We start from the raw sequence: 24033 nt of genomic DNA, 5'->3' as shown, positions 1-24033 counted from the left end.
CCCCGCGACGACGGAGTGGTCCCGGTGGCGTAGCCCGTCACCGGGACCGTGCCGCGCCGGGCCTGGCTACTCCACAATCGGATCGTGCTCGTAGCGGAGGACGAACCGCATGCGGTCGCTGCGCAGCCGACGGGTGACATACACCGTAGGCGTGCCGGACGAGTCGATGTTCAGCCCCTCGCGGACGAGAACCGGCGTGCCGACGGCGACGCCCAGCAGCTCGGCCTCCCTCGGCGACGCGGCGGCCGCCGCGAAGGACCGCCAGGCGTAGCGCAGGTCGGTGCCGTAGTGCTCGGCGCAGGCGCGGAACACCGAGCCGTCGTGGACCAGCCTGTCGGTGATGCCGCGGAAGCGCGTGTCCGCTAACCAGTACGTGTTGGCCGACCACGGTTCGCCGTCGACAAGAAACTGCGTGTCGACGCGGCGCAGGCGCCGCCGGGGGAGCCGCAGCTGCTCACGCGCCTCGGCGCAGTCCTCGATCGCACTGGACAGGAACACCTCGCGCGCCGGCATGCCCTCCTGCTCGAGTGTGCGTGTCGTGTGTTCGACGGCGGCCATCGACCGTTCGGGGCCGAGCGTGACGACGAAATGCGCGGGTGGCTCGGCCACGAAGGTGCCGATTCCCTGCCGCACCACGAGCTGGCCGGCCCGAGCCAGCTCGGAGATGGCCTGGCGCACGGTGAGCCGGTTCACGGCCAGCTCCCGGGCGAGCTCGTGTTCCGTCGGCAGGCGATCTCCAGGGAGAAGCGCGCGGCTTTCGATGCGCTCCTGCAGTACCTGCTGCACCTGTCGGTACAAGGGCAGCGATCCGGTCCTGTGCAACCTCACACCGGAAATCTAGAGGACGACGGGGCCACGACAAGCGTCGTCCGGCCCGCGGCGGAGTCCGGTCGCCGAACGTTCACCTGCCCGTCCATTCCCGGCGGCCTGTGGTGCATACATCTAGATGACTCTGAACTCCGTTGCCATCGCGTCGACGAAAGGTCCCCACCGTGAAGTTCACCCACCGATGGCGCCGCGCCGCGGCCACGACGTGCTCCGTGCTGGCGCTGCTCGCACTCGGTGCCTGTGGTACATCGTCCTCAGAGGACGGATCAGGGGGTCCGCTCAAGATGGGGCTGCCGCCCGGCGAGGCGAACCCGGAGTTCCAGGAGCAGTTCACACCGCTGCGCGACCTGATCAGCAAGGCCGCGGGCCGGCCCGTGGAGACGACGCTCACGAGCGACTACCTCGCGATCGTGGAGGCCATGCGGTCCGAGCTCATCGACATCGCCGCGTTCAGCCCGTTCCCGACCCCGCTGGCACAGTCCGTGGCCGGAGTGAAACCGCTCGTCGTGGCGAAGGGAGCGCCGTACTCGTCGGTGCTGGTGTGCCGTACCGACCGCGGCATCGATTCGATCGACGATCTGCGTGGCCGCACGGTCGCCTTCGTCGACCCCGGCTCCACCAGCGGCAACTACATCCCGAAGCTGTTGCTCAAGCGGGCCGGGATCAATCCGGAGACCGACATCGAGGCCACGTACGCGGGTGGGCATGACACCGCGCAGCTGGCCGTGAAGCAGGGCAGCGCCGACTGTGCCGCCGATGCGCGGACCAGCTACGAGGAGATGGTCGAGAAGGGCGTCATCGACGGCGACCAGCAGAAGATCATCACCGAATCGGAACCGATCCCGGTCTCGCTCGTCATCATTGCGCGTAAGGGACTCGACCCCGAGGTGGAGCGGGCCGTGGTCGACGAGCTTGTCAACGGCGACAACGGCAAGGCACTCGAGGTCATCCATGCCAAGTCGTTCGCCAAGGCGACCGATGCCGACTTCACGTTGTTCCGTGAGGCGGCGCGGGAACTGGGAGTGGACCTCGAGGAGTTGTCGCGACAGTGACCGGCATCGTGACCCTGCCCAGGCTCGAGGCCGACGGTCTGTCGTTCAGCTATCCCGACGGGACAGCCGCGCTGCACGAGGTCAGCTTGCGCGTCGCGCCCGGCGAGATCGCGGCCGTACTCGGGCGCAGTGGAGCCGGAAAGTCGACGCTGATGCGGTGCCTGGCCGGGCTGCATCCACCGACGCGCGGTGAGGTGCGGCACGACGGGCAGCCCTACGCCGGCCTGCGCGGGCGGGCCCGGCGCGCCCGCGCCGAGCGCATCGGCCTGGTGTTCCAGGAGTTCCAGCTCGTCGAGCGCGCCACCGTACTGTCCAATGTGCTCATCGGACGGCTCGTGTACCAACCGTTGCTGCCGAGCCTGCTGCACCTGGTGCGGCGTGCCGATCGGGAGATCGCGGTGGCGGCGGCCGCCCGACTGGGCCTGGGCGAACTGTTGCGCAAGCGCGTCGATGCGCTCTCGGGTGGGCAGCGGCAGCGGGTGGCGATCGCGCGGGCGATGGCGCAGCAGCCGGATGTGCTGCTCGCCGACGAACCGGTCGCCAACCTCGACCCGGTGCTCGCCGCCGGGGTCGTGGGCGACATCGTCGAGCTGGTGCGGGCGGAGTCGCTCACCGCCGTGCTGAACCTGCACGATGTGGCACTCGCGCGGCGCACGGCCGACCGGCTCGTCGGCATGCGTGCGGGCCGCGTGCTGTTCGACCTGCCTGCCGCCGACGTCACCGACGACCACCTGGCGCGGATCTACGCCGACTCGGAGGTCGCACCGAGCGAGGTGGGCGCGTGATGGGGACCCGAACCCAGGAGCGGCCCGAGGTCGAGGCGCTCGCCCGCTACCGGCGCCCGACGTGGCGCACCACGACCGGGGTCGCGGCCGTCGTGATCGTGTTCGCGCTGTCGTGGCAGGGCAGTCAGCTCTCGTTGTCGGCGCTCGTCGACGGCGTGCCGAACGTCGTGGATTTCCTCGGCAGGCTGTTTCCGCCGGACCCCGCCGAACTCGGCACCGCCGTCGAGCTCATGGGCCAGACGCTCGCGATCGCGGTCGTCGGCACCGTGCTCGGTGTGCTCGTCGCAGTGCCGTGGAGCCTACTGGCCGCCCGCACCGTGTTCGGGCAGGCGTGGCTGCACCACAGTGCGCGCACGAGTGTGAACCTCGTCCGTGCGGTGCCCGAGCTGATGTGGGCACTGCTGTTCGTCTCGGCCGTCGGCCTCGGTCCGCTCGCCGGGACGTTGGCGATCGCGGTCGGCTCGGCGGCGGGGCTGGCCCGGCTGTTCGCGGACATCTTCGAGGCGGAGGACCTGCGCGCCTGGCAGGCGGCCGAGGCCGCCGGGGCGAGCAAGGCGCAGCGCATCAGCTGGGTGCTGTTGCCGCAGAGCCTGCCGACGTTGTCGAGTTACGCGTTGCTCGTGCTCGACTCGAACGTGCGCGCGGCCTCGCTGCTCGGCCTGGTCGGTGCGGGCGGGATCGGAATGGAACTCAATCAGAAGTTGCGCTTGTTCGAGTACGGCAGCGTGCTGACCATCGTGCTGGTGGTGCTCGTGGTCGTCGTCGTGCTCGACCGGGTCAGCGCCCACGTGAGGAAGAAGCTGGTATGACGGGGATTGCCGTGCACAATGTGCTGCCGAACGTCCGTGACCTCGGTGGGCTGCCCGCTGGGGACGGCCGGTGCACGCGGAGTGGGTTGCTGTATCGCAGTGCCGCTCCACTGGCCGGCGACCTGCCGCCGGAGGAATTGCCGGAGTGGCCATGCCGCACCGTCGTCGATCTGCGTGCGCCCGGTGAGCTTCCGGCCCCGCACCCGCTGGGCGTGGACGGAACCACGGTCCACTCGGTGCCACTCGTCGACGACGCGCGGCTGGCCACGTTGCCGCGCGACGATCTCGCCGCGATCTACCGGGTGTTCGTCGACCAGGCGGCGCCGAAGCTGGCCGGCATCGTGAAGCTGGCTTCCGTCGCGGACGGGCCGTTGCTCGTCCATTGCGCGGCAGGCAAGGACCGCACCGGCGTGGTGGTGGCGCTGCTGCTCGCGTGCGCCGGGGTCGCGCGGGCCGACATCATCGCCGACTACATGCTCACCCGGCGCTACCTCGACGCGATCGTCGCGCGTCTGCGCAGCACCGGCCATGTGTACAGCCGGTACGGCAACGGCGTGGCCGGCAGCGCGTACGGTGCCCCGCCCGAAGCGATCACCACCGTGCTCGACGTCTGGGACAGCCACCCCTGCGGCGTCCACGGCTGGCTCGACGACCACGGAACAGGGCCGGCCGCCGTCCAACGCTGGGCGGAGCGCTTCACCACCCAGCGCTGACCGTCCACAGACGACGCACGTGAGAGTCCACTGTGGCCACGCCGCTGCCGCGGATCGTCGCTACAGCGCCCCGCCGGCGTCGATGACGTGGGTGGTGCCGGTGACGTACTTGCCGGTGTCGGTGACGAGGTGCAGGACGGCGTTGGTGATGTCCTCGGGTTCGAGCGCGGCCACGGGGAGGCGGTTGAGGGTGCGGGCGGCGTCCTCGAAGTCGGCGCGGGTGGGGTTGTCGAGGTCGGGCCGGAACAGCTGGTAGGTGGCGTCGTTGAGGATCATGTCCGTGGCGACGGTGGTGGGGTGGATGGTGTTGACGCGGATGTTGTGCGGGGCGAGTTCCTTGGCCATCACCTTCATCAGCATGACCAGCCCGGCCTTGGCGGCGGAGTAGTGGGCGGTGTTCTCGTTGGCGTAGATCGCGGCGAGCGAGCTGGTGATGACGACGGAGCCGCCGCGGCCGCCCGCGATGATGTGCGGGACCGAGGCCTTGAGCGACTTCCACACGCCGGTGAGGTTGATGTCGATCATGTCCTGCCAGGTCTCGTCGCTCATCTCGAGCGTCGGGGCGGGGCTGGAGATGCCGGCGTTGGCGAGCACGATGTCGAGCCGGCCGAACTGCTCGACGCCGGCGTTGACGGCCTCGGCGAGGGCTGCCGAGTCGCGGACGTCGGCGTCGCGGGCGACGATCCGCCTGCCGGTGGCCTCGACCTGGCGCACGGTCTCGGCGAGGTCGTCGGCGGTCGCCAGCGGATAGGGAACGCTGTTGACCTTGGCGGTGGTGTCGATCGCGATGATGTCGGCGCCCTCGCGGGCGAGGCGCACGGCGTGGCTGCGTCCCTGGCCTCGTGCTGCTCCGGTGATGAAGGCGACCTTGCTGTCGAGTGAGCCCATGATGTTCTCCGTGTCGTCGTTGACTCCGGGTATCTGGCTCAGGTTATGGCACACAGTGCCGTAAGTCGAGGGACGCGGAAGCCGGCGACGACCGTGCCACGATGGGCGGGTGCCCAGCTCCGTTGACCGCGACCGTGGCGGCCGTCCCGCGCTGACCAGCGCGCACGAGCTCGCCGAGGTCGCGCAGACCCTGTTCCTGGCGCGGGGGTTCGAGAACGTGTCGGTGGACGACATCGCCGCGGCCGCCGGGGTCAGCAGGCGCACGTTCTTCCGGTACTTCGGCACCAAGGCCGACGTGCTGTGGGTGGAGTCGCCGGCCGAGCTCGCGCGGTTTCGCGCGCTGCTGGCCGCCGCGCCGGCGGACGAGCGCTACGACGCGGTGTTGTGCCGCGTGGCGCCCGAGGCGCTGCACCATTCCCCGGCGGAGCGGACGTGGGCGCTGCGCCGGGCGCAGCTGATCCTGACCGTGCCGGCCGTGCAGGGGAAGGCGGCGGCGCGGCATCAGGAGTGGCGGCGCATCGCGACCGAGTTCGTGGCCACGCGGCGCGGCACCGGGCCGGACGATCTGGTGGCCATCGGCGCCGGGCACGCGGTGCTGGCCGCGACCCTGGCCGCTCACGAGTACTGGGTCACGCATCCCGCCGAGGAACTGCGCGACATCATGGCCCGGCTGCTCCGGATGCTGATCCCGCGTCCGGGCTGAGGTTCCGGGCGACCGTCCGATCCGGACGGCGGGCCAAGCGACGACCGCCCCGTCCTGCGACCGGCCACGCCGTCACGGGTGCGGCGTGGGGTTGCCGCTCGACGACCGCCCACTACCGCGGCTTCGAGCTGGCCTGACACCACCGGATCCCAGGGACGTGTCCCGTCGCGTCCCGGGGAGCACGGCGTGCCGGTGAGTTGTCGCCTGCGTGCCGGGGTAGCCGGACGGTATGACGCAGACGATGGCTTCCCGCACCCGTGTGCCCGAGCGTTACGAGGGCTTCGACGTGATGCCGATCGCCGGCCGGTGGCGAGCCGGCCGCGGCGGCAAGACCAAGGCCGACCTGGATCCGTGGAGCGGCGACACGCTGACCGAGATCCCGCTGGCCGGCGCCGACGACCTGGACGAGGCCTACCGGGCCGCACAGGAGGCCCAGCGCGGCTGGGCGGCGGCCACCCCGGCCGAGCGAGCCGGCGTGCTGCGCGAGGCCGCCGCGATTCTCGAGGCCCGCAAGGACGAGGTCATGCACTGGATCGTCCACGAGTCCGGTGGCACGCGCGCGAAGGCGGAGCTCGAATGGGGCCTCGTCCGGACCGGACTGCAGGAGGCGGCGTCGATGCCGCACCACGTCGAGGGGCGGATCCTGCCCTCGGACGTTCCGGGCAAGGAGAACCGCGTCTACCGGCAGCCTGTCGGCGTGGTGGCCGTCATCAGCCCGTGGAACTTCCCGATGCAGCTGTCGAACCGGTCGGTGGCGCCCGCGCTCGCGGTCGGCAACGGTGTCGTGCTCAAACCGGCGGGCGACACGCCGGTGACCGGCGGCCTGCTGCTCGCGAAGATCCTCGAGGAGGCCGGGCTGCCGCCGGGCCTGCTCAACGTCGTGATCGGCTCCGGCAGCGAGATCGGCGACGCGATCGTCCAGCACCCTGCCGCGCGCGTCGTGTCCTTCACCGGATCGACCCCGGTCGGTGAGGGGATCATCGCGAAGGCCGGGATCAAGAAGGTGGCGCTCGAGCTGGGTGGCAACGGGCCACTCGTGGTGCTCGACGACGCCGACCTCGATCGTGCCGTCGACGCCGCCGTGTTCGGCTCGTTCTTCCACGCCGGCCAGATCTGCATGATCGCCAACCGGGTGATCGTCGACGCCGCCGTGCACGACGACTTCGTCGAGCGGTTCGTCGAGCGGGTGCGCTCCCTGGTAGTGGGCGACCCCTCCGACGAGGTGACCGACATCGGCCCGGTGATCAACTCGAGCCAGCTGGAGGGCATCCAGGACAAGCTCGCCCGCGCTCGCGATGAGGGCGCCGAGCAGGTGCTCGGCGGCGACCCGGGTGGCCCCTCCGGCCTGCTGCTGCCGCCGCACGTGCTGCTCGCCGGCAACGACGTCGCCACGGCCCGGGAGGAGGTGTTCGGGCCGGTGATCACGGTGATCCGCGCCGAGGGCGAGGACGACGCACTGCGCATCGCCAACGACACCGAGTACGGCCTGTCCAGTGCGGTGTTCACGCGCGACGTCGACCGCGGCGTGCGGTTCGCGCGGCGGGTGGACGCGGGCATGACCCACGTCAACGACTCGCCCGTGAACGACGACGCCAACACCGCGTTCGGAGGGGAGAAGGCGTCGGGCATCGGCCGCTTCGGCGGTGAGTGGGCGATCGAGGAGTTCACCACCGACCACTGGGTGAGTGTTCAGCACGACAGGCGGCGGTTCCCGATCTAGCGTGGACCGGGCTGGGTGACGCTACGACGGAAGGAAGGACCTGTGGCCGACATCGACACTGTCGCCGTCCTCGGTGCGGGCGGGATCATGGGGTTTCCGATGGCGCGCAACCTCGCCAGGGCGGGCTTGCAGGTGCGGGCGTGGAACCGCTCGCGGGAGAAGGCGGAGCCCCTGTCCGGCGACGGCGTGACCGTCGTCGACGATCCGGCGGACGCGATCGACGGCGCCGACGCGATCGTCACCATGCTCGCGGACGCCGACACGGTCGCCGGAACCGTGGAGGGCGCTCTCGGCCGCGCCACCGACGGCGCCGTGTGGATCCAGACCAGCACGGTGGGCATCGACGCCACCGCGCGGCTCCGCGCGCTCGCTGACGAGCACGGCGTGCCCTTCGTCGACGCGCCGGTGCTCGGCACCAAGCAGCCGGCGGAGAACGCGCAGCTGGTCGTGCTGGCCTCGGGACCCGAGCAGGTGCGGGACCGCATCCAGCCGGTGTTCGACGCCATCGGCAAGAAGACGCTCTGGGTCGGCGAGGCCGGCGCGGGCAGCAGGCTCAAGCTGGTCGCCAACGCGTGGGTGATGTCCGTGGTGGAGGCGACGGCGGAGACCGTCGCCCTGGCCGAGGGCCTCGACGTCGACCCGCGGCAGTTCCTGGAGGCGGTCGCGGGCGGCCCGCTCGACCTGCCGTACCTGCAGCTGAAGGCCGCCGCCATCCTCGAGCGCTCGTTCGACCCGGCGATGAAGCTCACGCTCGCGGCGAAGGACGCGCGCCTGATCGCCGAGGCGGCCGAGCAGCACGGCCTCGACCTGCCGCTGGTCCGCACGATCCGGAACCGGTTCGCCGAAGGCGCCCGCGAGCACGGAGACAAGGACATGTCCGCGACATATCTGACCAGCGCCCCGGACCGCGGCTGACGACAACCGGGCTCCCGCCCGCGGCGGGAGCCTGGAGGTCCGGTCAGTGGTGTCCGTGGCCCGCGGTGGCCGTGCCCGCGGAGCGGCGGACGAACAGGGACGAAATAACCGCCAGCACACCGATGCCCCCCGCGGTGACGAACGCGACGCGCAGGCCCTCGGCATCGGGGCTGGCCGCGTTCGCGGCGCTGCCGACCGCCGCGACGGTGACGAACACCGCCGTGCCGAGTGCGCCTGCCACCTGCTGGAGCGTGGCCAGGATCGCGCTGCCGTGCGAGTGGAGGTGGTCGGACAGCGTGCCCATCGCCTGGGTCATCAGCGGCGTCATCATGAGGCCGAGGCCCGTCATGAACACCATGTGGTAGACGATCACGGTGGCCATCGACGAATCCGGCCCGAGCGTGGTGAACAGCCACAGCGCCCCGGCCATGGCCAGCGTGCCGGGGATCACCAGCGGACGCGGGCCGAACCGGTCGAACAGCGCGCCCACCGGACGTCCCAGCAGGCCGAGCATCAGACCACCGGGCAACACGGCCAGGCCGCTCTCGAACGTCGTCGTACCCAACACCGTCTGCAGATACAGCGGCAGCAGGATGGCGGCCACCCCGATGAGGCACATGAACAGCAGGCCCGTGAGTACGAGCGCCACCAGGAAGTCGCGGTAGGTGAACGGGCGCAGGTTCAGCAGTGCCCGGTCGCGGCGCTGGAGCCTCGTCTGGCGCCACGCGAACACCGCCAGCGCGGCCGCGCCGATCACGATCGGCAGCCACGGCGGGACCAGGTGCGCGCTGCCCGCGGACTCACCGATCGAGGACAGGCCGAACAGCACGCCGCCGAACCCGATCGCCGACAGCACCACCGACAGCACATCGAGCGGGACGGCCCGGGTCTCGCTGTCCAGGCGTAGCCAGAGCGCGCCGAGGGCGAGCGCGGCGATCGACAGCGGGAGCACCACCCAGAACATCCAGCGCCAGCCCAGGGACGAGAGCACGGCGCCGCCGATGGTCGGGCCGAGTGCGGGAGCGACGGCGATGACGATCGAGATCGTGCCCATCGTGGCGCCGCGGCGCTGCGGCGGCACCAGCCGCATCACGGACGTCATGAGCAGCGGGATCATCACCGCCGTACCGCAGGCCTGCACGATGCGGCCCGCGAGCAGCACGGGGAACCCGGGCGCGAGCCCGCTCAGCAGCGTTCCCGCGCTGAACAGGGTCAGCGAGGTCAGGAAGATCTGTCGCGGCGTGAACCGTTCGAGCAGGAACCCCGTGGTCGGAATGACGACGGCCATCGTCAGCAGGAAGCCACTGGTCAGCCACTGGGCGGTGGTGGCGGAGACATTGAGGTCCACCGTCAGATCACGCAGGGCGACGCTCAGGATCGTCTCGTTGAGGATCATCACGAACGCCGAGGCCACCAGCACGCCGATCAGCAGCGTGGCCTTCGGTGCCGCGTGAGCTTGATCCACCCCCGCGCCGTGAGCGCGGGAAGTATCCACCATGTGTTCACCTCGGGAGAAAGAGCTCGGTCAGCGTGGCCGTGCGGCGTCGAACGCCCACCGACCAGACTGACACAGGCGCAGACCTCGGCTCCACGAAGTTTCCCGCGCAGCGTTGGTGTAGTGACCGGCATCTCAGTCCCGGCCGAGCACAGGTGCGTACCGCGTGGATGAGGGTTGTCGCCGTGCCTGGAGGAGACCAACGCCGGTCCGGCCAGGGCATGCGCGCAGCCGTCACAGCGTGCGACCGATCAGCGCCCCCTGCTCGATCGCCGTCCGTAGCCGTCCCGGTGTCAGTGCGTCACCGATCACGTGCACGTCGCCCTCGAAACCGTCCCGCACCGCGTCCGCGACCTCGGCGCTCGGCTGGTTTGTGCCAACGGCCACGACCACGTCCGCGTCGACACACGCGCGTCGGCCCGACCCGAGCCACTCGACGTCGACAGTCTTCGCCTCGACGCTGATGTCGGTGAGGATGGCGTGGGTGTGCACCGTGAGCCGAGGATGTCCGGCCAGACGCTCGCGCGCTGCCTGGGCGGTCGATGCCGGTTCCGGCATGCCGGCGCCGATCGCGTCGTGACGGGTCACCAGGACGATCTCGGCCGAGTCGGCGAGCAGCTTCTCCACCACCGAGATTCCCTCGAAGTCGCCGGCGTCGTCGTACACCACGGCGCGCGAGGCCGGGCCCAGCCGCCCGCCGAAGCCGAAGACGTCCCACGACGTCCGTACGAGGCGACGCTGCTCGGGGGAGAACCGATGCCGTGGGCGCATCACGGTGAATCCGTCCGTCCGTGGCGCGGAGCCCGTCGCGACGACCACCACGTCCGGCCGGGCCGCGGCGACGGTGTCCGGCTCCAGCGGGGTCCGCAGCTTGACCTCCACTCCGAGCCGGCGGACCTCCTGCTCGAGCCACTGCACGTGGGCGCCGAAGTCGGCGCGATAGGGCGCGCTCGCCGCGATGGCGACCTGCCCGCCGAGCCGTCCGGTCAGTTCGTGGAGAACCACGGTGTGGCCGCGGAGCGCGGCCGTGCGCGCCGCTTCCAGGCCGGCCGGCCCGCCCCCGCCGATGAGGATGCGCTTCGGCCGGTCGGTTCGAGGTGCGGGCGAGGGCTGCTGGTGCTCGCGGCCGGCGTCCGGGTTCACCACGCAGCCGAAGTTTCCGCGCCGGGCGGCCACACATCCCTCGTTCGTGCCGATGCAGGGACGTATCCGCTCCTCCGCGCCGTGGCGGGTCTTGGCCACGAGCTCCGGATCGGCGATGAGAGCGCGGACCATGCTGACCATGTCGGCGTCACCGGAGGAGACGATCCGGTCGGCGTGTTCGATCGTCATGATCCGGCCGCTGACGATGGTGGGAACGGACAGGTGCCTGGTGACACGTGTGGAGCTGGGCAGTTCGTAGCCGAGGCCGTAGCCGTCAGCGGTGGCCATCATCCGGTGGAACCGGTAGTAGCCGCCGAAGGAGACGTCGATGAAGTCGACCTCGGGCTCGATCGCGCGGGCGATCGGCAACGTGTCGTCGGGAGTGAGGCCGCCGGGGACGTCCTCATCAGCCGAAAACCGGACGCCCACGGGGAAATCCGGGCCGACCTCGCGCCGTACCGCGTCGAGGATCTCGGTCAGGAAGCGGAGCCGGTTGGCCGGGCTGCCTCCGTAGTCGTCGGTGCGGTGGTTCGTCAGCGGCGAGAGGAACTGCGCCACCAGGTAGTTGTGTCCGGCGTGGATTTCCACCCCGTGCAGACCGCCGCGCCGCACACGGCCCGCCGCAGCTGCAAAGCCTGCGACGACATCGTCGATCATGGTTTTGGTCATGGGGACCGGAGTCACGCCGCTCCGCGGGTTCGGAATGTCACTGGCCGACCAGGGCGGGCCACCCAGGGGATTGTGGTGGGCCGCGGAACCGCCGTGCCACAGCTGCTGCATCACCGCCATGTCGTAGGGCGCCAAGGCGTCCGCGAACCGCTGGTACTGGGGTACCACGCTGTCCTCATGGGAGGCGATCTCCATCGGCGCGGAGGCGTGCACGGACGACGCCCCGAGAATCGACAGGCCGACGCCGCCACGTGCGCGAGCCACGTGATAGTCGATGAGTCCGGAACCCGTGCGCAGCGGTTGGTGTGTGGTGTGGGCCGTTCGCACTATGCGATTCGGAATGGTGACCTCGTTGAGACGCAGCGGGGTGAACACGGACGTGTAGCGCTCGGCCATGCCGTTGCCCTTCTGCTCGGTCGTGGATACCTCACGTGGCGCCCGCACTGTGACCGCGACGTTACCGTCGCTCGGCCGTTTCCGGGTGCTGGCCGCAATGCGCCGATGTCGATGTCGGGCCGTTAACCCACAAGACTGTAACGCAGGAAGTCTATCGATTGGTAGTAGATTTATAGAGTAAATTAGGCGCGCTGTGCGACGTCCACAACCCCTTGGGAGACGCTATGTCAACGACGACATCGCAGTCGGTTTCGGATGATCGGCGAATGTCACCGAGAGCGAGGAGGGCCGCCTGGACCGGTGCGGTCCTGTTCTCGGCCGTGGCGCTGTTGATCACCGCATTGAAGGGTGAACCCACTGTCGAGTTCGATGAGCACTTCGGGCTTCCGCTCAAGCCCGATGAGCCCTATCTGACCGGAAACCACATCGGCGTCACGATCGCGATGACCCTGGTGGGACTCAGCGGCGTGGTGCTCGGGCTGCGCCACTTCGTGAAGAAGCGGACCCTGCTGCCGCTCATGGTGGCGCTCGGCGGCGCGTTCATCTGCATCCCCGAGGTGTTCTTCGACATCATGGGTGGTGTCTACTTCCCGTGGAGTGACACCGAACCGCTCGGTCATGCCTACACGATCATGGGCCGCGAGATGCCGTGGTGGATCGTGGCCGGATGGTTCGGCTACGGTGCCTTCGCCTATTTCGAGTACCTGCTCCTGGCGAACAGGCCGAGCACGAAGTCGATTTGGCTCTTCTTCGCCGCCGCGGTCGCCGGTGACATCGTTTTCGAAGAAGTTCTGCTCAAATTCGACACCTACCACTACTACGGGAACCAGCCCCTCGTCCTTCTGTGGGAACTGCCGTGGTGGTGGATCGCCTGCAACCCTGCCGGTGTGCTGCTCGGCGCCACGCTGGCGTATCGGTACCGCGCGCGGCTCCAGGGCTGGCGCGCGCTGGCGATGCTGGTGATCATGCCCATGGCGGTGGCGACCGTGTACGGGGCGACGGCGTTGCCCTCCTGGATCGCGGTGAACTCGGACTACCCGTGGTTGGTCACTCAGGCGCTGGGGCTGATGACGCTCCTCCTCGGGTTCGTGACGTTCCTGCTCATCCTGCGGTTCGTGCTGAACCGCAATCCCTTCGACTTCGACTACGTCCCGACGGCCGACGACGAATTCCGTAGTGGCGGGTCGGCTGCTCCGCAGCCGCCCACACCGGTGGTGGAGGCCGCACCGTCTCGGTGAGGCCGGGTCACGACGCGGCAGGCCGGTGGTCGAACGCCGGCCTGCCGCGCTTCAGCGCGTGCTGAGCCGAGTGGTCGGCACCCGTCTCGGCTCGCCGGGCGACGCTCGTGTGACCCACAACATAGGTACCGATGTAGGTGGTTTGACGAATGGGGGCGTCGCGCGCCACCCGGCAGCATCGAGGGCGTTGACAAGGAGGTCACACATGAACACTGCTGACATGCTCGAGCTGGAGAAGATCGGGATCACCGAGTTGCGCTCACACCGACCTCTGGGCCGACCTCCCCGATCCGGCCCCTCATCAGGACGGTCTCGAGTCCGGCGTCTCCGAACCGTTGGGGCGGCTGGAGCGGCTGGGTCTCGTGACGCGGTCACCGCGTGCGACCTGCGACGGTTTCTCGCTCACCTCCGCCGGCGTGGAGGCGCTTGCCTACCTGGCCGCCTCGCGGTGAGCAGGCTCGTCGGAGCGGCCGGCGTCGGCGTGCTCGCTGAACCAGCGGGCGATCTGGGTGCGCGAGCGGACCCCGAGCTTGGCGCGAATGTGTTCGATGTGGGCGTCGGCGGTCCGGTGGGAGATGACCAGCTTGGCGGCGATCTCCTTGTTGGTCAGGCCGGCGGCGACCAGCGCGGCGACCTGCCGTTCGCGTCGCGTGAGTCCGGCGTCGGGGACGGGGGCCTTGCGGTTGCGGCCGGCCTGTTTGGGGTCGCCCAGCGCGAGGGTGATCGCATCGGCGAAGGACAGTTCCTGGCCTGCGGAGTACTGCTGCTCGAAGGCCAGGTCGCCGAGCTCTTGCCGGAGCCGGTTCTCGACCCCCTGGCCGACCTGCTGCACGGCTTTCTCCGCGAGTCGCATCTGGCTGTACTTCCAGATCGATCGGGCCGCGCCGAGCAGCTTCGCCGCCAGGTCGGCTTCCGTGCGGGCCGCCGACCAGGCAAGTCCTTCCACGCAGACGGCGACCATGCCGGGGTGATCGAACAGCTGGTACAGCTTGATGGCTTCCCGCATGGCCGATCTCGCGGCGGGGACGTCGCCCTTGAGCCACCGGACGGCACCGAGCGGGTACAGCGCGATCGCCTTCAACAGGTGTGCCCCCTGTGACTCGGCGTAGGTGAGGAAGCGCGTCGCCGTCTCCTCCGCCTGTTCGCTTTGGAGGATGAAGGCGTAGAGCGCCGACAGCGCCATTGCCTCCGCGGTGGCACCGGTGTCGCCGTGCCGGAGGCCCTGCCGCACCGCGCGTTCCGCCTCGTCGAATGCCGTGTCGACGTTCCCGTCGGCGAAGGCCTCGAGTGCGGACGCGAAGAGCGCGGTGGTGTGCGGCTCATCCCAACCCAGGTGATCCGCCAGTTCGAGGTGCTCGACGCGAAGCTGTCGCGCAGTCTCGTCGTCTCCCAGCAGGAAGCCGAGAATGCTGGCCGAAGCGAGTCCGGACGCCCGTTGCGGTGTCGGATCCGTGGCGTGCTCCAGGGCTCTGCGGAGCCAACGGTACCCCTCGAGAACGGACCCCGCCTGTTCCCAGAACGGCCGGAGCAACGTCGCCATCTCGATCGCGAGGTCCGGCTCTTTCGGGTCCGACAGGCTGAACGCGAGCGCCTGGCGAATGTTCGGGTGTTCCCTTCGGGTTGTCGCGTACCACTCGACGTCCCGGGAGCTGCAGTAGTCATGGACGCTGCGCCGGGCGAGCGCCAGGAAGTAGTCGCGATGCCGTCTGCGGACCTCGTCCACATCAGGTGTGGCCGCGAGTTTCTCGGCGGCGAACTGCCGGACCGGCTCCAGCATCCGGTAACGAGCGCGTGGTTCGCCGGGGCCGTCGACGCGGCGGAGGACGGACTTGTCGACGAGTCCCCTCAAGGCATTCGTGACCGTCGAGGCATCGTCACGCGTGGTGCACACGTCTTGGGCGGCGTCGACGGTGAATCCCCCGGAGAACACCGACAGCTGCTCCCACGTGCGCTGTTCCTGCCGGGTGCACAGCCGGTAGCTCCACTCGACCGCCGTACGCAGAGTGTGGTGGCGGGAAGGGCGCGTCTGCTCGCTCGCGGTCAGCAGTTCGGGCTCTTGGAGCCGGTCGAGGATCTCCTCCGGGGGGAACGTGCGGACGTTGGCGGCGGCAAGTTCGACGGCGAGGGGAAGTCCCTCGAGTCGCCGGCAGATGGCGGCGACAGTCGCGCGATTACCGGCGTCGATCCGGAAGTTCGGGTCGGCCGACGACGCCCGTTCCTCGAAGAGCTCCATCGCCTCACTGGGGCCGTCGTCGGCGGCCTCGTGGGTGAGTGAGGCGACGGGGAAGATCTGCTCGCCTTCGACACCCAGCACGTGCCTGCTCGTGGCGACGACTTTGACCCAGGGCGCGGCCTGGAGCACCTGACCGATGAGCGCGGCACAGGGCTCGGTCAGGTGCTCGCAGTTGTCCAGCACGATGAGGCACCGCCGGGACCGAAGGTGGTCGATCAGGGTTCCGACCGGGTCGCTCGACTCGTCGCGAATGCCCAGCGCGGCGCTGACCGTCTGTGGCAGCAGCCCTCCCTGATGCAGGTCGGCCAGCTCGACGAGCCACACTCCGTCGGGGAACGTGCGGCGAACCTCGCTCGCGAGCCTCCGGGCCAGGCGGGTCTTGCCGATCCCGCCCATGCCGGTCAGCGTGACCAGCCGTGCCGACGCGAGCAGGCCCTTGACCTGGATGAGCTCAGTGCGTCTGCCGACGAAGCTGGTCAGCTCCGCCGGCAGGTTCCCCGCTGAACGTGCACTCATGCGACAAAGATCGCACTCGGTAGGGGTTTCGTGCCAGGGCCGCTCGTCCGCGTCTCTCGAGTCGGCGACGGTCCGGCCGCGACGTCGCCTTCCCGGCTCCGCGGGCCGTAATCGATACAGGCATGATCGGTCATGTGTCGTGTGCCGTCGGTAGTCGCACGCTGGATGCTCTGTGCGACAAGGCTGTCACGTGCTGTGTGAGTCAATTGTCCGCATGCCTGGCAGTGTCACCCGCTGAAGGTGATCCGGAGTTCCTTCGGGCCACGGAGAATGAACGTCGGGTGGTACTGCAGCTGGTCGAGATCGACTGCCGGTGCGATGTCGTGAAGCCGCCCCAGTAGAGTTCGGACGGCGACGATCGTCTCGCGCCGGGCGAGGTTCGCTCCGATGCAGACGTGCTCGCCCCGACCGAAGGCCAGGTGATGCTTGCGCGACTCGGTCAGCTCCACCGTGTCCGGATCGGCGAACTCGCGTACGTCCCGGTTTCCGGACGCGTAGAGGAGAAACACCATGCTGTTCTCGGGTATGGCGCGCCCGCCGATCTCGGTGTCGGTGGTGGTCGTGCGGAACATGCCCTGCGTCGGCGCTTCCAGGCGCAGGCACTCCTCGACGAGATTGGGAATGAGCTCGGGGTCGGCCGTCACCCGCTCCAGTAGCGCGGCGTCCCGCAACAGGTGGGTCATGACACCGGCGATGAGGTTCGTCGTCGTTTCGTTGCCGCCGATGAGGAACTGCACCAGCATCTGCAGAATCTCGTCCTGGGTCAGCGGCTGTTCACCGTCGAGGCGAGCTTCGAGCAGGTCGGTCAACAGGTCGTCCGCAGGCTCGGTGCGCCGGATGTCGAGTTGCTCGCCGAAGTAGTCGTAGAACTCTCCCACCGACCGGAACAGCTCGCAGATCTCCTCGTGGGGCAGCTCCAGGGCACCGACACCACGGGTGAAGGCCCCCGACCACTTCTTGAAGGTCCGCATCATGCGGGGTGGGACCCCGAGGATTCCGGCGATGACCGTCATTGGGAGGGGCAGCGCGAACTCGGAGATCAGTTCGGCCCTGCCCTTGCCGGCGAACGCATCGATCAACTCGTCGGTGATGCGCTGGAACATGGGCTCCATCTGGTTCACGCGCCGGGGAGTGAACGCGTGACTCACCAGGCCCCGGTGCCGCTTGTGCACGGGCGGATCGGCGTTGAGCAGGACGGGGGACTGGCTCAGCCGCAGTCGCCGGGCGGCTTGCCGGCGCACGTCGTCGGGGAAGTCGGGGTTGTCCATGACGCGCTGGGCCAGCGACGTGACGGAGCTGGAGCCGCTCGCATGAGCGCTGGAAAAGGTGACGGGATCCCGCAAGATGTCGCGGATGTCCTCGTAGCGGCTCACCACGAAGGCGTTCAGGCGTTCACTCCACACCACGGGGCCGGTCTCACGGAGTTCCGCGTACGCGCCGAAGGGGCAGCGCACTTCGCCCGGCTCGAGCGCGAGCAGGCGACTGAAGCGAGAACCGGCCGGCACTTCGTCAACCGGGGTGATGGTGGGCGCGTCCGTCATGGGTGGACTCTCCTGCTCTGTGTGTTCCCGGATGCTCTTCGCGACATTATCGTGGAATCTACTATCTATCGATAGATCATTGGCGAACAAGGGAGCTCGGATGACGTTCATGCCTTACCACGCGGGGATTGTCGTGTCCGACTTGCGCGTGGCTGTCGACGACCTGTCCTCGAGGCTCGGATACACCTTCAACGAACCGACGAAGCTCAGCGTGCACGAGGCGGAGGACCGGGTCAGCGGCGTGACCGGACCACTGGACATGCTCGTGACCTACACCAGGGAAGGTCCGTTCCGGCTCGAGGTCATCGAATGCCACTCCGGGGGCGTGTACGCGCCCGACAACCATGGGCTGCACCACCTCGGTGTGTGGGAGCCGGCCCCGGACGAGCGGTTACGCCGGCTCGAGGAGGCCGGTGACCCGGTCGACGCCGTCTTTCGCCAGCGGGACGGCTCGATTTCCGTGATCTACGCGCGATCGTCGACCGATACTGCCACGCGCATCGAGTACGTCAGTGAGCGCCAGCGGGAACGGCTGGAGCGGTGGTTCGAGACGGGTGTGCTGTCCTGACCGGACCGCGGTGCGATGCCGGCTTCGCCGACACCGGCATCGCACCGTGCCGGGCCCTCAGGTCACCTTGCCCGCCGCGTCCAGGATGGGCTGCAAGGACGTGACCGTGTCCAGCCAGTCCTGGCGTGAGGTGATGTTCGAGCAGAAATTGGTTTCGATGATCACCGCCTCGAAACCGGCCTCGGCGGCTTCGATGGTGCGGTCGGCGATCTCCTCGACGGTCAGCACTTTGCCCGCGGTGGACTGCAGCGCGGCCCGGTAGACGACGTTCAGCGGAGTGAGGTTCGCGGGCCGCATCTCGTTCATCTCCGCCAGCATCGCCGCCGCCTGGCTGATGGGCATGGAGCCTGGATTCCACAGGTCGTAGTGCAGTGCCGTGCGGCGCAGGCCCTTCTTCGACCACATGCCCGACATCAGTCTGGGCCGGGGCCGCTGGTACGGCTTCGGCCGCACGATCGAACGGGGCACGTCGAAGAACTCTCCGTGGTGCTCCACCGGATCGTCGGCCCAGCACTTGGTGAGCACCTCGAGGAACTCGTCGATGCGGCGCCCGCGAGTGCGCGGGTCCACGCCGACGGCTCGATGTTCCTCGTGTGACCAGCCCACACCGAGTCCGACAGCGGTGAGCCGGCCCTGGCTCAGCTGATCGATCGTGGCGAGCTCGTTGGCGAGCTGCACCGGCCAGTGATTGCCGCCGACGAGGACACTGGTGCCAAGTCCGATGGTCTCGGTCCACGCCGCCACCGCCGCCAGCACTTCCAGCGGTGCGTAGACCGACTGGTAGACCTCGGGCTGCGCGGCGGCGCTGCCGCCGTACTCGCCCTGCTGCTCCAGGGCGTACAGGAAGTGGTCCTGCACCCACAGGTGGGCGAAGCCCATCTCTTCGGCGAGCCGGGCGACGTCTTTGATGACGCGCATGTCCGTGACCGGGCCGAGCTGGGGGAGAACGAGGCCGACATCCATCGAGGTCACCTAGGCGGGCCGGTTGACGAACTCGACCAGGTTGCCGTCGGGGTCGGTGACCAGCGCGATACTGACTCCCGGCCGGACCTCGGTCGGTCCGTCGACGACCTCCTGGCCCGCATCCTGGACACGAGCGAGCACGTCATCGAGATTGGACACGGAAACGGTCCAGTACCGCAGCCCGGTCGAGTCGCCCAGCGCTCCAGGAACCGCCCGGCGCGGGGGCTCCTGCTCGAACGCGACGATCTTGAGCACGCAGTCGCCGACCTGGAACCGCTTGACGAGAAAGCCGTCCATGGGCACGTCGTCCAGGGCGGGAAAGCCGACCACCTTCCCGTAGAACTCCACCAGCGCGTCCTGGTTGGTGGTCACGATCCCGATGTCGATGGTCGGCTTCACGAGCTGTGCGGTCATGCCCGTCCTCCATGGTTGCTCCGGCGATACTGATCGCGACTATAGTTGTGAACTAGACTGTTGGGAACACGACTTTCGGGGCGGTGGAGTATGGACCTGGGGCTCACGGGGCGGAGGGCACTCATCACGGGTGCCAGCCGCGGAATCGGTCGGGTCATCGCCGAGGTACTCGCTGGGGAAGGGTGCTCGCTGGCGTTGTGCGCACGCGGCAAGGAGCAGCTCACCGTCGCGCAGGAGGAGCTCGAAGCCACCGGAGCCACCGTGTTCGCCACGGCCGTCGACGTATCCGACCCCGCCGCCGTGCGCAGCTTCGTCGCCGACGGCGCCCGGGCGCTCGGCGGACTGGACATCGTCGTCTCGAACGCCTCACCCGGCAGTCTCAAGGGTGACGACTCGTGGGTGGAGAGCGCACGCGGTGAGTTGCAGGCCTTCGCGGTGCTCGCCGGGGCGGCGAAACCCCACCTGGCGGCGTCCGGTCAAGGTGCGATCGTGGCGATCGGCTCGACGAGCGCACTCGACGTCGACATCCCGTCCGGCCCGGCGTCGTTCGGCGCCATCAAGGCGGCCGTCATTCACCACGCCAGCGCGCTGGCTCGCGCCTACGCGCCCGACGGCATCAGGGTCAACACCGTGTCTCCCGGGCCGATCGAGTTCGACGGTGGCGCGTGGGACGAGGTGCGGCATAACCGGCCGGAGGTCTACGACCTGGTCAAGAGCAAGCTGCCGCTCGGCCGCTACGGTGACCCGCGGGAGGTCGCCGACGCGGTCGCGTTTCTCGCCAGCCCGCGTGCCTCGTTCAGCACGGGAGTCAACTTCGTCGTGGACGGCGGGCTGCTGACCAGGGTCCAGAACTAGACGCGGTTCCTGCCCGAAGGAGTGCCATGGAACCAATACGACAGGTTCTGACGGTGACCAAGGGTCATGCCTACGATCGCAACGCCTTCGGCGACATGCTCGACTCGCTTCCGGGTATCGAGTGCACCCAGGTGGAACAACCGGCGGCGCAGCGGCACTTCCGCGGCGTGGAGCCGGACCGGTGGGACGCCTACCTGATGTACGACATGCCGGGCTACCGGTTCAAGGCGGACCACACGCCGCCGGATCTCATCGAACCACCACAGGGCTTCCGGTCGGATTTCCTGCGGCTGGTGGACCGGGGACACGGGTTCGTGTTCGTGCATCACGCGCTCGCCGCGTGGCCGACGTGGCCGGAGTACGGGTCCGTCATCGGCGGCCGGTTCCGGTTCGTCCGGGAGCCCGGGCACCCGGACTCGGGGTACCGGCATGCCGTGGAGCAGCGGGTCAGCGCGGTCGCTGAACATCCGGTCGTCGCGGGACTGGAGGACGGGTTCACCATCACCGACGAGGTGTACCTGGCCGATGTCGACGAGAAGTCGATCACTCCACTGCTGAGAACCGACGCCACGCTGACCGACCGAACCGTGTGGTCCACCTGGAACGCGGTGCTCGGCAGGCGGGACACGAACGACGGGTGGACGCACCCGGCCGGCTCGGGAGTGGTGGCGTGGATCCGTGAGCATCCCCGCAGCCGGATCGTCTACCTGCAGTTCGGTGACAGCCCGGCGGCCTTCGCCAACCCCGCGTTCCGGCGCCTGCTCACCAACGCGCTCCAGTGGGCGTCGGGGCACGCCGGAAGCTGAGGCGGTCGGAGGTATCACCCAGGTGCGGTTCACCGTTCAGTTCCCGCTCGATGACGCCGAGTCCGCCGACACGGCGGTCGACGCCGAGCAGGTCGCGGAGTTTGCCCGCGTCGCCGAAAGCTCCGGCTTCGATGCGATCGGGTTCACCGAGCATCCAGCGCCCTCCGCCGAGTGGGTCTTCGGGGCGTACGGTCACGCATCACTGGACCCGTTCGCAGCGCTGGCCTACTGCGCCGCGGTGACGACGCGGATCCGCCTGTTGACCTACCTCGCCGTGGTGCCCTACCGGCATCCGCTGCTCACCGCGAAGGCGGCCACCACCGTCGACCGGCTCTCGAACGGGCGGCTCGTGCTCGGCATTGGTGCCGGTTATCTTCGCGAGGAGTTCGCGGTGCTCGGCACACCGTTCGAGGACCGGACGGACCGGTTCGAGAACGCTGTCGCGGCGCTGGTCACCGCCTGGTCCGGTGCCGCCGTGGTGCCGACGGAGCACGGACCGATCGAGACAGCCCTTCGGCCGCACCCGGTCCAGCGGACGGGGCCGCCACTCTGGGTGGGCGGCAACAGCCGTCGGTCACGCCGCATCGTCGCCCGCTACGGCGGCGGGTGGGCGCCCTTGCTCGTCGACGGCGGGCTTGCCGGCGAGCTGAGTACCGCCGGCATCGGCTCGCTGACCGGGCTGCGGCGCGCCGTCGACGATCTGCACGAGCTGACCGCCGCCGAGGGCCGGGACCCGGCAGCGATCGACGTGCTGGTCAAAGGTTCGTTCAGTCGCATTCGGGCCGGTGCCGCCACCGATGAGCACCTCGACATGGTCGGGCGGCTGGCCGACGCGGGAGCGACCTCGGTGGTACTGCACCCGATGGCGCCCACGCGCGCCGGGCTGCTCGACGTGCTGCGGGAATATGGAGCCGACGTGATCTCCCGGGTCCGCCCTCCGGCGAGGGCGTAAGCGGACCGGGGGCTGACGAACTCCCGGTGGACGGATGCCGCGCCGGCGGGGAGGGGTTCCCCGCCGGCGCGGCATCCGTGCGATTCAGTGAACGGTGACCTTGCCGGTGGAGCCGTCGACGGTGAGCGTCGTGCCGTCCTTGATCTTCTTGGTGGCTCCCCGGACGCCGAGCACACAGGGAATACCCAGCTCGCGGCTCACGATGGCGGCGTGGCTCATCGGTGAACCGACATTGACCACCACGGCTGCCGCCGAGGTGAAGATCGGCGTCCAACCCGGGTCCGTCATCGGTGCCACGAGGATCTCGCCGGGCTCCAGGTCGGGTGCGTCTTCGGGGTCGGTGATGACACGAGCGACTCCCGTGGCTGTGCCGGGACACGCCCCGAGCCCCTCCAGCACTGTCCCGGACTGCGCGGGCTGGTGGTCGGGATCCTTCTTCTTGGGCCACGTGGTGACGGGCGGGATCTCGCCGTTGACGAAGAACGGGGGCTCGAGCTCGTCCAGGGCGTCGTACCACTCCCAGCGCTCGGCGATGATCGAGACGAACGACTGCGGGTCCTTGATGAACTGATCGAGTTCGCTTTCCAGCAGCATGGTGATGTCCTCGGGACGGCCGAGGGTGCCGTTGGCGACGTACCGCCGGCCGAGTTCCCAGATGGGCAGCCGGGCTTCGTGCAGCATGCGGACGCAGTTGCTCTTGCTCTGCTCCCGAGCCCGCGAGTAGAGCTCGGCTGTCGCCAGCACGGCCTCGAGCTGGCCCAGCGCCTCCGGGTTGTCCGCGAGCTGCTCGCGGACCGTCGCGACGAGCTCCTCACGTTCCGCGCGGAGCCTCGCAGCCTGTCGTGCGGGCTCACGGTCGTCGTCCTGCAGGCGCATGCGGTCGATCATGCCCAGGGGGATCGAGGGGTGGGTCTCCCAGGACTTCGGTGCGGCAGACCACTCGTCGGTGGAGCGGGACCCGTACTCGTAGAGGAACTTGTCGAACTCCGTGACGAACGCCTTCGCCGCCTCGCTGGTGCCCGCGCGGAGACGGGCGTCCAGACCGGCGATGCCGCGCTCGAACTCCGCGGTGAGCTCAGCGTCCGCCTTCACCATCCTGCTCAGGTTCCACATGGCCTGGTTCGGCGCCGCGGAGGCGATGTCGCCCAGTCCGCCCATCAGGCGAATGGCCAGGCTGGGATCGCCGAGCCCGGCAACGGCCTGATCGAAGGCGCCCGTCACCACCGACCCTTCGTAGACCATGCGCAGGTGAGTCCTGAGCACGGGCGCGTACGGGTCCTCCATGATCTTGCGTTCGCGGGCGACCAGCTCGGCGTCCGAGAGAGTCGTGAGGTCCGGGCGCTCCGCGCGCAGCCGCGCCGCGGCTTCCTTGTGTTCTTGCACATCGGGCCGGGCCTTCTCGCTGAGGACACGCTGCACCGTCTTGAGGATGCGCTCCGTGTACTCGGGTTTGTTGTCGTCGGGGTGCGGGACGTACGGCGGTGCCTCCACCTCACCCAGGTACGTGCGGTCCATGAGCTCCGGGCTGGCGCCGGGCATGCGCGCACCGAACGTCCGCGCGTTCGAGAGGTTGAGATAGATGTAGCCGTGGATCATTCCCTGGATGTCGATGACATCAGGCCGGAACTCGTCGATGTCGAACGCACCGAACTCGACCAGGGCCTGCTTCCACTCGCGCTCCGCGGGTGGACCGCCGATCATGCTCCACATCAGGGGCGTCGTGACGTTCGGCGACACCTCTCCGACGTTCGCCCTCGTGTACACCGGCCACCGTTCGCTGATCGGTGTGTCCACGATCCACGGGCGCGAGATATCGACCATGATGATCCTC

The 24033-nt window shown here is 69.2% G+C and carries 21 protein-coding genes; 12 read left to right on the top strand and 9 right to left on the bottom strand.

What is annotated here, in order from left to right; all coding sequences use genetic code 11:
* Positions 1-66 precede the first annotated feature (66 nt).
* Positions 67-828 carry a GntR family transcriptional regulator gene (locus ACFSZT_RS24035; RefSeq protein ID WP_377383673.1) on the bottom strand — a complete coding sequence of 254 codons (762 nt, stop codon included), beginning with the start codon at positions 826-828 and terminating at the stop codon, positions 67-69.
* A 164-nt stretch (positions 829-992) separates the two neighbouring features.
* Here ACFSZT_RS24035 and ACFSZT_RS24030 point away from each other — a divergent pair, with 164 nt between their 5' ends.
* The 4 genes from ACFSZT_RS24030 to ACFSZT_RS24015 are packed head-to-tail and all read left to right on the top strand — an operon-like array spanning position 993 to position 4187.
* A complete protein-coding gene (locus ACFSZT_RS24030) occupies positions 993-1880 on the top strand; it encodes a phosphate/phosphite/phosphonate ABC transporter substrate-binding protein (RefSeq protein ID WP_377383676.1) in 888 nt (295 codons plus the stop codon).
* Complete coding sequence (locus tag ACFSZT_RS24025) at positions 1877-2665, top strand: phosphonate ABC transporter ATP-binding protein (RefSeq protein WP_377383679.1); 789 nt, start codon at positions 1877-1879, stop codon at positions 2663-2665. Before ACFSZT_RS24030 ends, ACFSZT_RS24025 begins: the two co-directional genes overlap by 4 nt.
* A complete protein-coding gene (gene phnE, locus ACFSZT_RS24020; protein ID WP_377383682.1) occupies positions 2665-3474 on the top strand; it encodes a phosphonate ABC transporter, permease protein PhnE in 810 nt (269 codons plus the stop codon). Before ACFSZT_RS24025 ends, phnE begins: the two co-directional genes overlap by 1 nt.
* Entirely contained in the window at positions 3471-4187 is a 717-nt protein-coding gene (locus tag ACFSZT_RS24015; protein WP_377383686.1) for a tyrosine-protein phosphatase, read from the top strand. Before phnE ends, ACFSZT_RS24015 begins: the two co-directional genes overlap by 4 nt.
* A gap of 60 nt (positions 4188-4247) precedes the next feature.
* Here ACFSZT_RS24015 and ACFSZT_RS24010 read toward each other — a convergent pair whose 3' ends face one another.
* Positions 4248-5075, bottom strand: a complete 828-nt coding sequence (locus ACFSZT_RS24010) for a mycofactocin-coupled SDR family oxidoreductase (protein WP_377383689.1) — start codon at positions 5073-5075, stop codon at positions 4248-4250.
* A gap of 109 nt (positions 5076-5184) precedes the next feature.
* Here ACFSZT_RS24010 and ACFSZT_RS24005 point away from each other — a divergent pair, with 109 nt between their 5' ends.
* From ACFSZT_RS24005 to ACFSZT_RS23995, 3 genes are all read left to right on the top strand, one after another.
* Positions 5185-5778: an acyl-CoA-like ligand-binding transcription factor gene (locus ACFSZT_RS24005; RefSeq protein WP_377478354.1), complete on the top strand. Its 594-nt coding sequence runs from the start codon at positions 5185-5187 to the stop codon at positions 5776-5778.
* 241 nt (positions 5779-6019) lie between these two features.
* Complete coding sequence (locus tag ACFSZT_RS24000) at positions 6020-7498, top strand: aldehyde dehydrogenase family protein (protein WP_377383695.1); 1479 nt, start codon at positions 6020-6022, stop codon at positions 7496-7498.
* A gap of 42 nt (positions 7499-7540) precedes the next feature.
* Positions 7541-8413 carry an NAD(P)-dependent oxidoreductase gene (locus ACFSZT_RS23995; protein WP_377383698.1) on the top strand — a complete coding sequence of 291 codons (873 nt, stop codon included), beginning with the start codon at positions 7541-7543 and terminating at the stop codon, positions 8411-8413.
* A 43-nt stretch (positions 8414-8456) separates the two neighbouring features.
* Here ACFSZT_RS23995 and ACFSZT_RS23990 read toward each other — a convergent pair whose 3' ends face one another.
* A complete protein-coding gene (locus tag ACFSZT_RS23990) occupies positions 8457-9911 on the bottom strand; it encodes an MDR family MFS transporter (RefSeq protein ID WP_377383701.1) in 1455 nt (484 codons plus the stop codon).
* Between the two features lie 231 nt (positions 9912-10142).
* Positions 10143-12164, bottom strand: a complete 2022-nt coding sequence (locus ACFSZT_RS23985; protein ID WP_377383704.1) for an oxidoreductase — start codon at positions 12162-12164, stop codon at positions 10143-10145.
* Positions 12165-12382: 218 nt separating this feature from the next.
* Here ACFSZT_RS23985 and ACFSZT_RS23980 point away from each other — a divergent pair, with 218 nt between their 5' ends.
* Complete coding sequence (locus ACFSZT_RS23980; protein ID WP_377383707.1) at positions 12383-13354, top strand: hypothetical protein; 972 nt, start codon at positions 12383-12385, stop codon at positions 13352-13354.
* A gap of 430 nt (positions 13355-13784) precedes the next feature.
* Here the strand turns inward: ACFSZT_RS23980 and ACFSZT_RS23975 are convergent, their stop codons facing one another.
* Together ACFSZT_RS23975 and ACFSZT_RS23970 are read right to left on the bottom strand one after the other, a co-directional pair.
* The gene (locus tag ACFSZT_RS23975) at positions 13785-16103 is read right to left on the bottom strand and encodes an ATP-binding protein (protein WP_377383709.1); all 2319 of its coding nucleotides are present in this window, start codon (positions 16101-16103) and stop codon (positions 13785-13787) included.
* A 227-nt stretch (positions 16104-16330) separates the two neighbouring features.
* Positions 16331-17644, bottom strand: coding sequence for a cytochrome P450 (locus ACFSZT_RS23970; RefSeq protein WP_377383712.1), 1314 nt, complete (start codon positions 17642-17644; stop codon positions 16331-16333).
* Between the two features lie 100 nt (positions 17645-17744).
* Between ACFSZT_RS23970 and ACFSZT_RS23965 the strand changes: the two genes are divergently transcribed.
* Positions 17745-18212: a VOC family protein gene (locus ACFSZT_RS23965; RefSeq protein ID WP_377383715.1), complete on the top strand. Its 468-nt coding sequence runs from the start codon at positions 17745-17747 to the stop codon at positions 18210-18212.
* Between the two features lie 57 nt (positions 18213-18269).
* Here ACFSZT_RS23965 and ACFSZT_RS23960 read toward each other — a convergent pair whose 3' ends face one another.
* Together ACFSZT_RS23960 and ACFSZT_RS23955 are read right to left on the bottom strand one after the other, a co-directional pair.
* Positions 18270-19175 (bottom strand): TIGR03619 family F420-dependent LLM class oxidoreductase, encoded by a 906-nt coding sequence (locus tag ACFSZT_RS23960; RefSeq protein ID WP_377383717.1) that lies wholly within the window; start codon positions 19173-19175, stop codon positions 18270-18272.
* A 9-nt stretch (positions 19176-19184) separates the two neighbouring features.
* Complete coding sequence (locus ACFSZT_RS23955; protein WP_377383719.1) at positions 19185-19589, bottom strand: VOC family protein; 405 nt, start codon at positions 19587-19589, stop codon at positions 19185-19187.
* Positions 19590-19679: 90 nt separating this feature from the next.
* On the opposite strand from ACFSZT_RS23955, the gene ACFSZT_RS23950 reads away from it, so the two are divergent.
* The 3 genes from ACFSZT_RS23950 to ACFSZT_RS23940 are packed head-to-tail and all read left to right on the top strand — an operon-like array spanning position 19680 to position 22202.
* Entirely contained in the window at positions 19680-20444 is a 765-nt protein-coding gene (locus ACFSZT_RS23950) for an SDR family NAD(P)-dependent oxidoreductase (RefSeq protein WP_377383722.1), read from the top strand.
* A 26-nt stretch (positions 20445-20470) separates the two neighbouring features.
* A complete protein-coding gene (locus ACFSZT_RS23945) occupies positions 20471-21250 on the top strand; it encodes a ThuA domain-containing protein (protein WP_377383725.1) in 780 nt (259 codons plus the stop codon).
* Positions 21251-21272: 22 nt separating this feature from the next.
* The gene (locus tag ACFSZT_RS23940; protein WP_377383728.1) at positions 21273-22202 is read left to right on the top strand and encodes a TIGR03619 family F420-dependent LLM class oxidoreductase; all 930 of its coding nucleotides are present in this window, start codon (positions 21273-21275) and stop codon (positions 22200-22202) included.
* Between the two features lie 84 nt (positions 22203-22286).
* Here ACFSZT_RS23940 and ACFSZT_RS23935 read toward each other — a convergent pair whose 3' ends face one another.
* On the bottom strand, positions 22287-24023 hold the full coding sequence (locus tag ACFSZT_RS23935) for a PEP-utilizing enzyme (RefSeq protein WP_377383730.1): 1737 nt from the start codon (positions 24021-24023) through the stop codon (positions 22287-22289).
* Positions 24024-24033: the final 10 nt, after the last annotated feature.

The organism is Prauserella oleivorans (genome assembly GCF_042685745.1).
GTDB classification, from domain to species: Bacteria; Actinomycetota; Actinomycetes; order Mycobacteriales; family Pseudonocardiaceae; genus Prauserella_A; species Prauserella_A oleivorans.
Note: the sequence above shows the minus strand (reverse complement) of the source record. Positions and strands in the feature narration are given on the sequence as shown.

Excerpts from the sequence above, each read along its gene's own strand:
- ACFSZT_RS23955 (WP_377383719.1), bottom strand. The coding sequence starts at position 19,589 with ATGACCGCACAGCTCGTGAAGCCGACCATCGACATCGGGATCGTGACC.
- ACFSZT_RS24000 (WP_377383695.1), top strand. The coding sequence starts at position 6,020 with ATGGCTTCCCGCACCCGTGTGCCCGAGCGTTACGAGGGCTTCGACGTG.
- ACFSZT_RS23935 (WP_377383730.1), bottom strand. The coding sequence starts at position 24,023 with ATGGTCGATATCTCGCGCCCGTGGATCGTGGACACACCGATCAGCGAA.
- ACFSZT_RS23980 (WP_377383707.1), top strand. The coding sequence starts at position 12,383 with ATGTCACCGAGAGCGAGGAGGGCCGCCTGGACCGGTGCGGTCCTGTTC.
- ACFSZT_RS23950 (WP_377383722.1), top strand. The coding sequence starts at position 19,680 with ATGGACCTGGGGCTCACGGGGCGGAGGGCACTCATCACGGGTGCCAGC.
- ACFSZT_RS24010 (WP_377383689.1), bottom strand. The coding sequence starts at position 5,075 with ATGGGCTCACTCGACAGCAAGGTCGCCTTCATCACCGGAGCAGCACGA.
- ACFSZT_RS23990 (WP_377383701.1), bottom strand. The coding sequence starts at position 9,911 with ATGGTGGATACTTCCCGCGCTCACGGCGCGGGGGTGGATCAAGCTCAC.
- ACFSZT_RS23945 (WP_377383725.1), top strand. The coding sequence starts at position 20,471 with ATGGAACCAATACGACAGGTTCTGACGGTGACCAAGGGTCATGCCTAC.
- ACFSZT_RS23975 (WP_377383709.1), bottom strand. The coding sequence starts at position 16,103 with ATGAGTGCACGTTCAGCGGGGAACCTGCCGGCGGAGCTGACCAGCTTC.
- ACFSZT_RS23960 (WP_377383717.1), bottom strand. The coding sequence starts at position 19,175 with ATGGATGTCGGCCTCGTTCTCCCCCAGCTCGGCCCGGTCACGGACATG.
- ACFSZT_RS24015 (WP_377383686.1), top strand. The coding sequence starts at position 3,471 with ATGACGGGGATTGCCGTGCACAATGTGCTGCCGAACGTCCGTGACCTC.
- ACFSZT_RS23965 (WP_377383715.1), top strand. The coding sequence starts at position 17,745 with ATGACGTTCATGCCTTACCACGCGGGGATTGTCGTGTCCGACTTGCGC.
- ACFSZT_RS23970 (WP_377383712.1), bottom strand. The coding sequence starts at position 17,644 with ATGACGGACGCGCCCACCATCACCCCGGTTGACGAAGTGCCGGCCGGT.
- phnE (WP_377383682.1), top strand. The coding sequence starts at position 2,665 with ATGGGGACCCGAACCCAGGAGCGGCCCGAGGTCGAGGCGCTCGCCCGC.